Raw genomic sequence first — 14,789 nt, forward strand, 5'->3', positions numbered from 1 at the left:
TGCCAGGCCTGCCTTGTGGGCCGGCCCGTGTGCCGGGCTAGAGCGCTCGGCAAGGCGAAGGGGGCCAGCAGTATAGGAAGACCGTTGCAGGGATTTTCGCTGTATATACAGGAATAATCAGCGAGTTCTCCGGGCCCGCGGCACCATAGCAACATCCACGCATGAAGGAACCCACACCAAAGCCGCATAGCCCTACACCACGTTTCTTCACTTCCGACAAATTTTTCACCCTACCCGCTCAACGTCTAAGCTTCAGGCAAGCAAGACGAAAACACCTGGCCGGATAGAAGACTATGGGCGCACTGTGGCAATCGGAACCAAGCAGAACGGAAGCACCCGAGATACCTCCGGCCGAGACGCCACAACCGAAGTCCCCTCGTCAACGTCGGCTGTGGTGGCGGCTGATCCTCCTTATCCTGCTGGTCGCACTGGTGGCCGTCGGCTTCGCTGCCTATGACGAGTTCCGCACCTCGGAGCTGCAATCGCGCGAATTCAGCAAACTGGCCGGCACCCTGACCTATTCGCTGCAACCTGGCCCCAGCGATGCCATCGTCTACCCCGGGGACGGGCCTTTCGACAAGCGCCTGGGCTACAGCGCCCTGGGCGAATTCCTGCCGCGCTTGCTTAAACGCGACTACCTCATAAGCGAGCAGGTGAAGTTCTCGCCGGCGTTGATGAACTACGTCGATCATGGGCTGTTCGCGCCCTATATCGAAAAAATCCAGGCCGGCCTCTCGATTACCGACTGCCGCGGCGACATGCTTTACCAGTACAACTACCCGCAGCACCTGTACCCGGACTTTGCGGCAATCCCGCCGGTGATGGTCAACAGCCTGCTGTTCATCGAGAACCGCGACCTGCTCGATACCAAAGACCCACGCAACAACCCGGCCGTGGACTGGCCACGCTTTGCCAAGGCCGCCTACAGCCAGATAGCCAAGTACCTGGCGCTGCCCGGGCAGTCAGCCGGCGGTAGCACGCTGGCCACGCAGCTGGAAAAGTATCGCCACTCACCGGATGGCCTGACCGTGTCGGGCGCCGAGAAAATCCGCCAGATGATTTCTGCCAGCGTGCGGGCCTATCAGGGCGGCCCCGACACCACTGAGGCGCGCCAGCGTATCGTGCGTGACTACCTCAACAGCGTGCCGCTGTCGGCCGTGCCTGGGCATGGTGAAGTGCATGGCATGGCCGAGGGCCTGCGGGTGTGGTACGGCGCCGACTTCGACCAGGTCAACCAGGCCCTGACCTCCACCGCCAGCGACCCGCAAAGCATGGCCGCACGCGGCCTGGCCCTGCGCCAGGTGCTGTCGCTGATGATTGCCCAACGCCGCCCCTCACACTACTTGTCCAAGGGCCGGGTCGAGCTGGCCGAACTGACCGACGCGCACATCCGCGTGCTCGCCGCCAACAAGGTCATCGAGCAACCGCTGGCCGACGCCGCACTGGCCAGCAAGGCGGTGTACCGCGACTGGGTCGCACAGCCGACCATCGTGCCGATCGTCACCAACAAAGGCATCAGCCTGGCGCGAAACCGCCTGGCAGCCATGCTCAACCGCCCGCTGTACGACCTGGACCGACTCGACGTGTCGGCCACCAGTACGTTGCAGGCCGACCTGCAATTGCAGGTCAGCCAGTACCTGAAAAACCTGGCAGATCCGGCCTTCGCAGCGCAGATCGGCCTGATCGGCGAACGCCTGCTCACCGCCAAGACGACCGACCAGGTGAGCTACAGCTTCACCCTGTTCGAACGCACCGCCGACGGCTCGCGGGTGCGCGTGCAGACTGACAGCACCAACCAGCCCTTCGACATCAACGAAGGCAGCAAGCTGGAACTGGGCTCGACCGCCAAGCTGCGGGTACTTACCACTTACCTGGAGATCATCGCTGAACTGCATGACAAGTACGCCGGCAAGCCGGCCGCCGAACTGAAGAAAGTCGAGGTCGCCGAGCTTGACCGCATCACCCAGTGGTCGCTGGAATGGCTGACGCAGAACAGCAAGAACCAAAGCCTGGATGCCATGCTGGATGCCGCGCTGGAACGCAAGTACTCGGCCAACACCGGCGAGGCGTTCTTCACGGGCGGCGGCATGCACGTGTTCAACAACTTCCGCAAGGAAGACAACAGCCGCAACCCGACCCTCAAGGACGCCTTGCGTGAGTCGATCAACCTGCCGTTCATCCGCCTGATGCGCGACCTGGTGCGCTACGTGACCTACCAGCAGCCGTACAACCGTGTGCCGCTGCTGAAGGATGACGCCGACCCACGCCGCCAGGAATACCTGGCCCGATTCGCCGACAAGGAAGGCACCAACTACCTGATGCGTTTCTGGAAGAAATACCAGCGCAAAACTTCCCAGCAACGCCTGGATACCTTCCTCGACAGCATGCGCGTGACGCCGCAGCGGCTGGCGGCAGTGCACCGGTACCTGTTCCCGGAGGCGGGCCAGGAAACCTTCAATGCCTTCGTCCGTGCCCATATCAAGGGTGACAAGATTGCCCTGGGCAAACTGACCGACGGCCGCCTGTCGGAGATGTACGAGGCCTACGGTCCGGGCAAGTACGACTTGCCCGACCAGGGCTACATCGCCAAGGTCCACCCGCTGGACCTGTGGCTGCTCGGCTACCTGCTGAAGAACCCGAGTTCGACCCTGAGCGAAATGGTCAACGCCAGCCGTTTCGAGCGCCAGGAGGTGTATGGCTGGCTGTTCAAGAGCCGCCACCAGGGCGCCCGTGACAGCCGCATCCGCACCATGGTCGAGATCGAAGCGTTCCTCGACATCCACCAGCGCTGGAAGCGAGTAGGCTACCCGTTCGACCACCTGGTGCCTTCGCTGGCTACCGCCATCGGCAGTTCCGGCGACCGCCCCGCCGCCCTCTCCGAACTGGTCGGGATCATTCAGAACGACGGCGTCCGCCTGCCGACCCTGCGTATCGATACCCTGCACTTTGCTGCCAACACCCCCTACGAAACCAAGCTCATCACCGACCCGGACCGGGGCGTACGGATTCTGCCGGTGGAAGTGGCGCGGGCGCTCAAGGGGGCCATGTCGCAAGTGGTCGATGCCGGTACCGCGCGGCGTATTTCTGGCAGCTTCAAATTGCAGGACGGCACGCCTCTGGTAATGGGTGGCAAGACCGGTACTGGTGACAACCGCATCGAAAGCTTTGGTGCTGGCGGGCGCCTGATCGGCTCGCGTTCGCTCAACCGTACCGCAACGTTCGTGTTCTTCCTCGGCGACAACCACTTCGGCACGCTGACCGCGTTCGTCCCGGGGCGCTCGGCGGAAGCGTTCAAATTCACCTCGGCGCTACCGGTACAGGTGCTCAAGGGGATGGCGCCGATCCTGATGCCGTACTTGCAGCCGGGCAACCCGAATGAGTGCAAGCCGCCAGAAGTGGCGCTTACCCCGGCAACGGCAAAAGGGGTTACATCGAATAACTAGATGATAATCATCGGCAATTGAGGGCTAGTCTTTAGATATATCTTGAGTAATATCTTACGATATATCGCAAAGACGGAGCCCCATCCCCCATGCGCGAACACACACACCATGATCCCTTCGAGCGGCGCCCCGGCCGTGGCGAGCGTGGCCCCCGCGTTTTCGCGCCCGGTGACCTCAAGCTGCTGATGCTGGACCTGCTCGCCGAGCAGCCTGGCCACGGCTACGACCTGATCCGCCAGATCGAAAACCTGTTCGACGGCAGCTACAGCCCCAGCCCCGGGGTGATCTACCCGACGTTGAATTTTCTTGAAGAAGCCGAACTGATCAGCGGCCAGGTGCAGGGCAGCAAGCGCCTGTATGCCATCACCGATGCTGGCCGCAGAGCCCTGGGTGAGCAGGCCGTGGCGCTGGACGGCGTGCGCATGCGCATCGAAGTCAGCAAGCGTGCCCTGCGCGGCCACGACCGCCCGCCAGAAATCCATGAAGCGGTCGGCAACCTGCGCCACGCACTGCACATGCACAGCGGCCGCTGGACCCCTGAAGAAATCGAACGGGTTCGCGACCTGCTCAACCATACCGCCAAGGCCATCGCCTCCGGGCCGGCAGAACCTGTCATGGAGAATGCCCATGAGTGACACCATTCACCGCGTCAACCACGAGATCCGCCAGCGTCGCCTGCACGTGCTGCGGGTCACCGACCTGACCCCGCGCATGCGCCGCGTCACCTTGGGTGGCGCCGAACTGCAAGGCTTCACCAGCCTGGGCAGCGACGACCACATCAAGCTGTTGTTCGCTGAGACGCCGGAGCAGCAGCAGGCCATCGAAGCCCGTAACCTGGGCAAGGATGGTGGCACCCGGCCAACCATGCGCGAATACACGCCACGGCGCATCGACCTGGTGGCCAATGAACTGGACATCGACTTCGTGTTGCACGGCGACGGCCCGGCTTCTACATGGGCCGCGCAGGCCGCGCCCGGGCAAACCCTGAACATTGCGGGGCCGCGGGCTTCACTGGTGGTGCCGGATATCTTCGACAGCTACCTGCTGATCGGTGATGAAACGGCCATTCCGGCGATTGGCCGGCGCCTGGAAGAACTGCCGGCAGGTCGCCAGGTGCTGGCGGTGATCCAGATCGAAGACGAGCAGGAGCGCCAGCCACTGCCGAGCATGGCGCAGGTCGAAGTGATCTGGGTGCGTAGGCAGCAGGAAGATCTGCTCGCACTGGTGAAGAAACTGACCTTGCCCCAAGGCCGGTTGTATGGCTGGGTGGCGCTGGAAAAAGCCCTGACCCGCCAGGCCAAGGCACTGCTGCTGGAGAAGGGCGTGCCTGAGGATGCGCTGAAGGCTGCAGCCTACTGGCGTGCCGACGGGACTGCGGAAGACGAGTGATCCGGGTGCCGTCCCAGGCCTATCGCCGGCACGCCTGCCCTCACAGTAATCGTACAGCCCTAGAAGGCTGTTGGGGGCTGGCTTGCCGGCGATAGGGCCTGTGCAGGCTAAGCCAATCTGCTCAAACCCCGCCACTTGTCCAGCCCCAGCAACACCAACCCTATCCCCCAGAAGCCTGCCAGCACCCCGATGGCATTGAGCAACACCTGCCCATACCCCAAGTTCGCCACATCAATGAACGGGTAGGCATACATGCCGATCTCACTCCCCCGCCACAACGCATAGCCAAAGTACACCGCCGGGTACAGCGCCCACAGCGCCAGGTGCCATAGGCGCAGCCTGCCCTTGGGTACCTCGCACCACCAGTACAAGGCGTACAGCAGTGGCATGACGTCGTGCAGCAACTCGTCAGCCAGCCATTGCCAACCCTGTGGTTGCCACAAATGGCGCAGCAACACGCTATAGGCAAGCGCCACCAGGACGATGCTGGTGGCCACCGCAGAGCTCACCGGCGGCGACAGGAAAAAACGCTTGGCCCGACCTTCCCGGCCAAACGCCGCATAACTAAGTACCGTCGCCACCAAGGTGTTGGTCAGCACGGTGAAGTAACCGAACACATTGATCAGGCCGCCGACAAGACTGGCCTGCTCCTGCCATCGCGCTATCAGCACCAAGTACACCTGCACGGCCAGGCCGAACCAGCCCAGCACGGCCATGCTGGTCAACCAGGGACGGCGTGGCATGTCAGGCCTGGCGCTGCAGTTTCACGTACAGCTGCTCCACCTTTTCCCGCGCCCATGGCGTTTTGCGCAGAAAAGTCAGGCTCGACTTGATGGTCGGGTTGCTCTTGAAACAGCGCACGTCTATGCGCTCGGCCAGGCCCTGCCATTGGTAGTGCGCCACCAGCTCGGTGAGGATCTGTTCAAGGGTCTTGCCGTGCAGCGCGTTGTGTTGGGCCGTGCTCATGCTGTACTCCGTAGGAAAGATGCGCACCTTACACGAGTGTAGTGGCGGGTGGGATCAGTCATGACGACAGAAAAATCGCTGGCCATGGGCAAAACCTATGTGCTGAAATAGTTATGTTATGTTGTAACACTATAAAAGCCTCTGCCAAGGAACGCCCCATCCCCATGCTGTACTCACCGCTTCGCCTCTCTCCTCTCGCCGTTGCGCTCTGGCTGGCCTCATCGCCAAGCCAGGCCGTAGAGCTCGAACCCCAGGTCATCACCGCCAACCCGCTGGGCAACAGCCAACTGGCGGCTCCCAGCACCGTGCTCGAAGGCGACAACCTGCTGCAACAGCAGCACGGCAGCCTTGGTGAAACCCTGAACAAGCAGCCCGGTGTCGCCTCTACCTGGTTCGGCCCTGGCGCCAGCCGACCGGTCATTCGCGGCCTGGACGGCGACCGCATCCGCATTCTGCGCAACGGCGTCGGCGCCCTGGATGCCTCGTCGCTGTCCTACGACCACGCCGTACCCCTGGACCCGGTGACGGTCGACCGTGTCGAAATCGTCCGTGGCCCGGCCGCCTTGCTGTATGGCGGCAATGCCATCGGTGGCGTGGTCAACACCTTCGACAACCGCATCCCGGACTCGCCGATCGAGGGCATCCACGGTGCCGGTGAACTGCGCTACGGCGGCGCCGACACCACCCGCAGCAGCGCCGGCAAGCTGGAGGCCGGCAACGGCGCCTTCGCCCTGCACCTGGACGCCAACAGCCGCCAGTTCAACGACCTGCGCATCCCGGGCTACGCACGCAGCGCCAAAGTGCGCGATGCCGACGAGCCCGGTAGCAAACACCGCCTGGAAAACAGCGACGGCCGCCAGGACGGCGGGGCAATCGGTGGTGCCTACCACTGGGACCACGGCTACGCCGGCCTGTCGTACAGCCGCTACGACAGCAACTACGGCTCGGTGGCCGAGTCCGGCGTGCGCCTGGACATGAAGCAGGATCACTACGCCTTCGCCTCCGAGCTGCGCGACCTCGACGGCCCGTTCAGCTCGGTCAAGGTAGATGCCGGCTACACCGACTACGAACACAGCGAAATCGAGGAAGGCGAGGTCCATACCACCTTCAAGAACAAGGGCTACGAAGCCCGCATCGAAGCCCGCCACCAGCCGCTCGGGCCGATTGAAGGGGTGATCGGTGCCCAGGTCAGCCGCAACGAATTCTCTGCCCTGGGCGAGGAAGCCTTCGTCCCGCAAACCGATACCGACAGCCTGGCGCTGTTCATGCTGGAGCAGTGGCAAGCCACCGAGCGCCTGAACCTTAGCCTGGGCGCGCGTATGGAGCACACCCGCGTAGACCCGGACGCCAAAGGTAACGAGAACTTCGTCGACGCCGACAGCGCCAGCAGCTTCAACGCCTTCAGCCTGTCTTCAGGCGCGGTGTACCAGCTCGACCCGATCTGGTCGCTGGCGGCCAACCTCGGCTACACCGAGCGCGCCCCAACGTTCTACGAGTTGTATGCCAACGGCGCCCACGTGGCCACCGGTGCTTATGAAGTTGGCGATGCCAGCCTGAACAAGGAAAAGGCCATTTCCGCTGACCTGGCGCTGCGCTTCGACAACGGCACCCACAAGGGCAGTGTTGGGGTGTTCTACAGCCATTTTCGCAACTACATCGGCCTGATCGGCACCGGGAACCTGCGTGAGGGCGGGCATGATCACGATCATGACGAAGATGACCACGATCATGACGACGGCTACCCGGAATATCAGTACCAAGGTGTGCGGGCGCGCTTCTACGGAATCGAAGCCCAGGACCGCTGGCAACTGCTCGAAAACCGTTACGGCAGCTTTGCGTTGGAGTTGTCTGGTGATTACACCCGGGCCAAGAACCTGGACAGCGGCGAGCCACTGCCACGCATCGCCCCGCTGCGCCTGAACAGCGGCCTGGTCTGGGAACTGGATCGCTGGCAGGCGCGGGTAGACGTGCAGCACGCTTCGTCGCAGCACCGCAAGCCGGCCAACGAAACCAGCACCGATGGCTACACCACGCTGGGGGCCAGCGTTGGCTACCGCTTCGAGGTTGGCCAGAGCCAGTGGCTGGCATTCGTACGCGGCGAAAACCTGACCGACCAGACTGTGCGCTATGCCAGCTCGATTCTGCGCGATATCGCACCGGCGCCGGGGCGCAGTGTGGAAGTGGGGTTGCGTACGACCTTCTGAAGCAGAAGCGACGAAGATGGGTGTGGGAGAGTCTATGGTTTCTGGCAATGGCATCAGGGTTGCCAAGTGCCCGTCACAGCCTCTTCAGCGCCTGTGAGATCGAGCGCCGCCCGCGCGGCGCTCGATCTCGCAGGCGCTGAAGATCTTGTGGCCAACATCTGTCAGCCCTTATGCGATCTCTGTGGCGGGTTCACCCGGCCACGACTGTTGCCAGTTCAGCAACAATCAACTGCGACAATTTGTCTTTTTTTCTTACAACTTCCCCTATATCCTCCCCGCCGGAAGCTGAAACGCTTCACTTCAACCTCTTGTCGTCATATCCATTGAAGGGCCTGCCCTTCGATGCGCTTACCGTTTTTTCCATAATCAGAAGATAGCGCTATCTCATGCTCCAACTGCCCAAATCCTGTTACATCGGCCTTGCCCTCAGCGCCTTGGCAACCCCCGTCGGCGCCAGCGAAATGTTCGCCAGCGACTCCCCGTGGATGCTCGGCGACTGGGGCGGCACCCGCAGCCAGTTGCTGGAACGAGGCTATGACTTCACCCTTGGCTATACCGGCGAGATGGGCAGCAACCTGCGCGGCGGCTACGACCATGACCGCACCGCGCGCTACAGCGACCAGTTCACCTTTGGCAGCCACCTTGACCTGGACAAGATCCTCGGCTGGCACGACACCGAGGTGCAGCTGACCATCACCGAGCGCCACGGCGACAACATCAGCAACGACCGCATCAACGACCCGCGCGTCGGCGGCTTCACTTCGGCACAGGAAGTCTGGGGCCGCGGCGAAACCTGGCGGCTGACGCAGCTGTGGATCAAGCAGAAGTACTTCGATGGCGCGCTGGATGTGAAATTCGGCCGCTTCGGTGAGGGCGAGGACTTCAACAGTTTCCCTTGCGACTTCCAGAACCTGGCTTTCTGCGGCTCGCAGGTTGGCAACTGGGTAGGCGGTATCTGGTACAACTGGCCGGTCAGCCAGTGGGCCTTGCGCGTGCGCTACAACCTCAACCCCGAGCTGTACGCCCAGGTCGGGGTGTTCGAACAGAACCCCTCCAACCTCGAGTCGGGCAACGGTTTCAAGCTCAGCGGCAGCGGCACCCAGGGCGCGGTCATGCCGATCGAACTGGTATGGAGCCCACGTATCCAAGGCCTGAAAGGGGAATATCGCGCCGGCTACTACTACAGTAATGCCAAGGCACAAGATGTTCTCAAGGACAGCAACGGCCAGCCGGCAGCCCTCAGCGGCGCCGCCTACCGCAGCAGCTCGAGCAAGCACGGCTTGTGGATCGGCGCCCAGCAGCAGGTCACTTCGCTGGCATCCGACCAGTCGCGTGGCCTGAGCTTGTTCGCCAACGCCACGGTGCACGACAAGAAGACCAATGCCATCGACAACTATGTGCAGGCAGGATTGGTATACAAAGGGCCCTTCGACGCCCGCGCCAAGGACGACATCGGTTTCGCCCTCGCCCGCGTGCACGTCAACCCCGCCTACCGCAAGAACGCCCGCCTGGCCAACCAGGCCGCAGGCATCGACGACTATGACAACCCTGGTTTCCTGCCCGTGCAGGACACCGAGTACAGCGCCGAGCTGTACTACGGCATTCATCTGGCCGACTGGCTCACGGTACGCCCCAACCTGCAGTACATCCGCCACCCGGGCGGGGTGTCGCAGGTCGATGGCGCCCTGATCGGCGGCCTGAAGATCCAGAGCAGTTTCTAACCCCTTTATCGACCTGACGGAGAACCTACGATGAGCACTGAAGGTGCCAACCATGGAAGCCGCTGGCTACCGCGCCTGATCGGCGTGCTGCTGTTACTGATGGGCCTGGCCCTGCTGGCCGGCGGCATCAAGCTTAGCCAGGTAGGCGGATCGCTTTACTACCTGATCGCCGGTATCGGCTTTGCCCTGTCGGGTGCCCTGCTGCTAGCCCAGCGCCGCATCGCGCTGGGCCTGTACGGCCTGGTGTTGCTGGGCAGCACCGTGTGGGCCCTGCTTGAAGTCGGCCTGGACTGGTGGCAACTGGTACCGCGCCTGGCGCTGTGGTTCGCCATCGGCGTGGTGTTGCTGCTGCCGTGGGCACGTCGCCCGCTGATCGGCCCGGCCAGCAAGGTCAACACTGCCCTGCTCGGCGTTGCTGTGGTCGCTTCGGGCGCCTGCGCCCTGGGCAGCCAGTTCACCCACCCCGGCGAGGTGTTCGGCGAACTGGGACGGGACAGCAGCGAAATGGCCAGCGCCGCCCCGTCGATGCCTGACGGTGAATGGCAGGCCTATGGCCGTACCGAACATGGCGACCGCTACTCGCCGCTGCGCCAGATCACCCCGCAGAATGCTTACCGCCTGGAAGAAGCCTGGCGCATCCGCACTGGTGACTTGCCGACTGAGAACGACCCGGTGGAGCTGACCAACCAGAACACCCCGCTGAAGGTCAATGGCATGCTCTACGCCTGCACCGCGCACAGCCGCCTGCTGGCCCTGGACCCGGACACCGGCGCGGAAATCTGGCGCTACGACCCGCAGGTAAAGAGCCCGACCGGCACCTTCAAGGGCTTTGCCCACATGACTTGCCGCGGCGTTTCGTATTATGACGAAAACCGCTACGTCAGCCGCGACGGCAGCCCAGCGCCGAAAATCACCGACGCAGGCCAGGCCGTAGCCCAGGCCTGCCCACGCCGCCTTTACCTGCCAACCGCAGATGCCCGGCTGATCGCCATCAACGCCGACAACGGCAAGGTCTGCGATGGCTTCGCCAACCAGGGTGTCATCGACCTGACCACCGGCATCGGCCCGTTCACGGCCGGGGGCTACTACTCCACCTCGCCTGCCGCAATCACCCGTGACCTGGTGATCATCGGTGGCCACGTCACCGACAACGAGTCGACCAATGAGCCGTCCGGGGTGATCCGCGCCTACGATGTGCACGATGGCCACCTGGTGTGGAACTGGGACAGCAACAATCCGGAAGACACCAAGCCATTGGCCGCTGGCAAGCAGTACAGCCGCAACTCGGCCAACATGTGGTCGATCGCCAGCGTCGATGAAGACCTTGGCATGATCTACCTGCCATTGGGCAACCAGACCCCGGACCAGTGGGGCGCCGATCGCACCCCGGGCGCCGAGAAGTACAGCGCCGGCGTGGTGGCCCTGGATCTTGCGACCGGCAAGGCCCGCTGGAACTACCAGTTCACCCACCACGACCTGTGGGACATGGACGTCGGCAGCCAGCCGACCTTGGTGCACCTCAAGACCAACGATGGCGTCAAACCGGCAATCATCGTGCCGACCAAGCAAGGCAGCCTGTACGTGCTGGACCGCCGCGACGGCACGCCAATCGTGCCGATCCGTGAAATCCCCACCCCGCAAGGCGCGGTGAAGGGCGACCACACCTCGCCGACCCAGGCCCGTTCCGACCTGAACCTGCTTGGCCCGGAGCTGACCGAACAGGCCATGTGGGGCGCCACGCCGTTCGACCAAATGCTGTGCCGCATCCAGTTCCGCGAGCTGCGCTACGAAGGCCAGTACACCCCACCGTCCGAGCAGGGCTCGCTGGTCTACCCGGGCAACGTCGGAGTGTTCAACTGGGGCAGCGTGTCGGTCGACCCGGTACGCCAGCTGCTGTTCACCTCGCCCAACTACATGGCCTTCGTATCGAAGATGGTCCCACGTGAGCAGGTTGCCGAAGGCAGCAAGCGCGAGAGCGAGACCAGCGGCGTGCAGCCCAACACCGGCGCGCCGTATGCAGTGACCATGCACCCGTTCATGTCGCCACTCGGCGTACCGTGCCAGGCCCCAGCCTGGGGCTACGTCGCCGCCATCGACCTGTTCACCAACAAGGTGGTGTGGAAACACAAGAACGGCACCACCCGTGACAGCACCCCGGTGCCGATCGGCCTGCCGGTGGGCGTGCCGAGCATGGGCGGCTCGATCGTCACTGCCGGTGGCGTCGGCTTCCTCAGCGGTACCCTCGACCAGTACCTGCGCGCCTATGACGTGAACAACGGCAAGGAATTGTGGAGTGCTCGCCTGCCAGCAGGTGGCCAGGCCACGCCGATGACCTACACCGGCAAGGATGGCAAGCAGTATGTGCTGGTGACCGCCGGCGGCCATGGCTCGCTGGGCACCAAAATGGGTGACTACATCATCGCTTACAAATTGGCTGAGTAAGTTGCCGAGCCCTGCTTGCAGCGCTCATTCCCCTGTACCGGCCTAACGGCCGGTGCAGGCAATCAAAGATGAAACCCTCCCCCGCTCCGTTCGTTTACCATTGAAACCCATTCCCCACCGCCCCATCTAAGCACCATAGCCATTCACGCAGGTGCCCCATGAGCAACCAGCAGGATTTCCCGGAACACCCCGACGAACACAGCGAAGTCGAACACACCACCCCGGCCGAACCCGGCCACGCCCTCGCCCTGCCCGGCCAGCAGCTGCCGGACAAGGTCTACGTGATCCCGATCCACAACCGCCCATTCTTCCCGGCCCAGGTGCTGCCGGTCATCGTCAACGAAGAACCCTGGGCCGAAACCCTCGACTTGGTGGCCAAGTCCCCCGACCACTGCCTGGCACTGTTCTTCATGGACACCCCGCCAGAAGACCACCGCCACTTCGACACCGCGGCACTGCCGCAGTACGGCACTCTGGTCAAGGTGCACCACGCCAGCCGAGAAAATGGCAAGCTGCAGTTCGTCGCCCAAGGGCTGACCCGGGTCCGTATCCGCACCTGGCTCAAGCACCATCGCCCGCCTTATCTGGTCGAAGTCGAGTACCCGCGCCAGCCCGCCGAACCGACCGACGAGGTCAAGGCCTACGGCATGGCCCTGATCAATGCGATCAAGGAGCTGCTGCCGCTCAACCCGCTGTACAGTGAAGAACTGAAAAACTACCTCAACCGCTTCAGCCCCAACGACCCGTCGCCGCTCACCGATTTCGCCGCCGCGCTCACTTCGGCCACCGGCAACCAGTTGCAGGAAGTGCTCGACTGCGTGCCCATGCTCAAGCGCATGGAAAAGGTTCTGCCGATGTTGCGCAAAGAGGTGGAAGTTGCGCGCCTGCAGAACGAAATTTCGGCCGAGGTGAACCGGCAGATCGGCGAGCACCAGCGTGAGTTCTTCCTCAAGGAACAGCTCAAGGTGATCCAGCAGGAGCTGGGCCTGACCAAGGACGACCGCAGCGCCGACCTGGAACAGTTCCAGCAGCGCCTCGAAGGCAAGACTCTGCCACCCCAGGCGCGCAAACGTATCGATGAAGAGATGGGCAAACTGGCCATCCTCGAAACCGGCTCACCCGAATACGCCGTCACCCGCAATTACCTTGAATGGGCCACCGCACTGCCGTGGGGCGTGTACGGCAAGGACAAGCTAGACCTCAAGCACGCGCGCAAAGTGCTCGACCAGTACCACGCTGGTCTCGATGACATCAAGGAACGCATCCTGGAATTCCTCGCGGTGGGCGCCTGGAAGGGTGAGATCAGCGGCTCGATCGTGCTGCTGGTAGGCCCGCCCGGGGTGGGCAAGACCAGTATCGGCAAGTCGATCGCCGAGTCGCTCGGCCGGCCGTTCTACCGCTTCAGCGTTGGCGGCATGCGCGACGAGGCCGAAATCAAAGGCCACCGCCGCACGTACATCGGCGCACAGCCTGGCAAGCTGGTCCAGGCCCTCAAGGACGTCGAAGTGATGAACCCGGTGATCATGCTCGATGAAATCGACAAGATGGGCCAGAGCTACCAGGGTGACCCTGCGTCTGCGCTGCTGGAGACCCTCGACCCGGAACAGAACATCGACTTCCTCGACCATTACCTCGACCTGCGGCTCGACCTGTCCAAGGTGCTGTTCGTGTGCACCGCCAACACCCTGGACTCCATCCCCGGGCCGTTGCTCGACCGCATGGAAGTGATTCGCCTGTCCGGCTACATCACCGAAGAGAAACTGGCCATCGCCAAACGCCACCTGTGGCCCAAGCAGCTGGAAAAGGCCGGTGTGGCCAAGACCAGCCTAAGCATCAGCGACAGCGCCCTGCGCCTGGTAATTGAAGGGTATGCCCGCGAGGCCGGCGTCCGTCAGCTGGAAAAACAACTGGGCAAACTGGTACGCAAGGCGGTGGTCAAGCTGCTGGAAGACCCGCAAGCGAAACTGAAGATTGGCCCCAAGGACCTGGAGGCCGCACTCGGCATGCCGGTGTTCCGCAGCGAGCAGGTGCTGGCTGGCAAAGGCGTGATCACCGGCCTGGCCTGGACCAGCATGGGCGGCGCCACGCTGCCGATCGAGGCAACCCGCATCCACACCCTCAGCCGTGGCTTCAAGTTGACCGGCAAACTTGGGGATGTGATGAAAGAGTCGGCTGAGATTGCCTACAGTTACGTCAATTCCAATCTGAAGCAGTTTGGTGGCGACCCGGGCTTCTTCAACGAAGCGTTCATTCACCTGCACGTCCCCGAAGGGGCGACGCCCAAGGATGGTCCTAGCGCGGGCATCACCATGGCCAGCGCCCTGCTGTCGCTGGCCCGCGACCAGGCACCGAAAAAAGGCGTGGCCATGACTGGCGAGCTGACCCTCACTGGCCAGGTGCTGCCGATTGGCGGTGTGCGCGAGAAGGTCATTGCAGCACGGCGGCAGAAGATCTTCGAACTGATCTTGCCGGAACCTAACCGTGGTGACTTCGAAGAACTGCCGGACTATCTGCGTGAGGGCATGACGGTGCACTTCGCCAAACGCTTTGCTGACGTGGCGAAAGTCCTGTTCTGAGGCTGACGCAATCGGTGCAGGAGCGGCTTTGCGGTCCTTTCACGACAC

Annotated in this window: 9 protein-coding genes; 7 read left to right on the forward strand and 2 right to left on the reverse strand. The window is 63.0% G+C overall.

Annotated elements, in window-relative coordinates; translation table 11 throughout:
- Window positions 1-293 precede the first annotated feature (293 nt).
- From OO258_RS02805 to OO258_RS02815, 3 genes are all read left to right on the forward strand, one after another.
- A complete protein-coding gene (locus OO258_RS02805) occupies window positions 294-3,443 on the forward strand; it encodes a transglycosylase domain-containing protein (protein WP_266028790.1) in 3,150 nt (1,049 codons plus the stop codon).
- Window positions 3,444-3,532: 89 nt separating this feature from the next.
- A complete protein-coding gene (locus OO258_RS02810) occupies window positions 3,533-4,078 on the forward strand; it encodes a PadR family transcriptional regulator (RefSeq protein ID WP_266028791.1) in 546 nt (181 codons plus the stop codon).
- Window positions 4,071-4,832, forward strand: coding sequence for a siderophore-interacting protein (locus OO258_RS02815; protein WP_266028792.1), 762 nt, complete (start codon window positions 4,071-4,073; stop codon window positions 4,830-4,832). The genes OO258_RS02810 and OO258_RS02815 overlap by 8 nt, the downstream gene beginning before the upstream one ends.
- A 107-nt stretch (window positions 4,833-4,939) precedes the next feature.
- On the opposite strand, the gene OO258_RS02820 is transcribed toward OO258_RS02815, so the two are convergent.
- Together OO258_RS02820 and OO258_RS02825 are read right to left on the reverse strand one after the other, a co-directional pair.
- Entirely contained in the window at window positions 4,940-5,575 is a 636-nt protein-coding gene (locus OO258_RS02820; protein WP_110742744.1) for a Pr6Pr family membrane protein, read from the reverse strand.
- Window position 5,576: 1 nt separating this feature from the next.
- Window positions 5,577-5,798 (reverse strand): VF530 family DNA-binding protein, encoded by a 222-nt coding sequence (locus OO258_RS02825; protein ID WP_003252112.1) that lies wholly within the window; start codon window positions 5,796-5,798, stop codon window positions 5,577-5,579.
- Window positions 5,799-5,962: 164 nt separating this feature from the next.
- Here OO258_RS02825 and OO258_RS02830 point away from each other — a divergent pair, with 164 nt between their 5' ends.
- From OO258_RS02830 to lon, 4 genes are all read left to right on the forward strand, one after another.
- Window positions 5,963-8,002, forward strand: a complete 2,040-nt coding sequence (locus tag OO258_RS02830; protein ID WP_266028793.1) for a TonB-dependent receptor — start codon at window positions 5,963-5,965, stop codon at window positions 8,000-8,002.
- A gap of 386 nt (window positions 8,003-8,388) precedes the next feature.
- A complete protein-coding gene (locus tag OO258_RS02835) occupies window positions 8,389-9,723 on the forward strand; it encodes a carbohydrate porin (RefSeq protein WP_266028794.1) in 1,335 nt (444 codons plus the stop codon).
- A 30-nt stretch (window positions 9,724-9,753) separates the two neighbouring features.
- Window positions 9,754-12,165: a glucose/quinate/shikimate family membrane-bound PQQ-dependent dehydrogenase gene (locus tag OO258_RS02840; protein WP_110742739.1), complete on the forward strand. Its 2,412-nt coding sequence runs from the start codon at window positions 9,754-9,756 to the stop codon at window positions 12,163-12,165.
- 158 nt (window positions 12,166-12,323) lie between these two features.
- Window positions 12,324-14,741, forward strand: a complete 2,418-nt coding sequence (gene lon, locus OO258_RS02845; protein WP_266028795.1) for an endopeptidase La — start codon at window positions 12,324-12,326, stop codon at window positions 14,739-14,741.
- Window positions 14,742-14,789 lie beyond the last annotated feature (48 nt).

The organism is Pseudomonas sp. DCB_BI, assembly GCF_026240995.1.
Taxonomy (GTDB): Bacteria; Pseudomonadota; Gammaproteobacteria; order Pseudomonadales; family Pseudomonadaceae; genus Aquipseudomonas.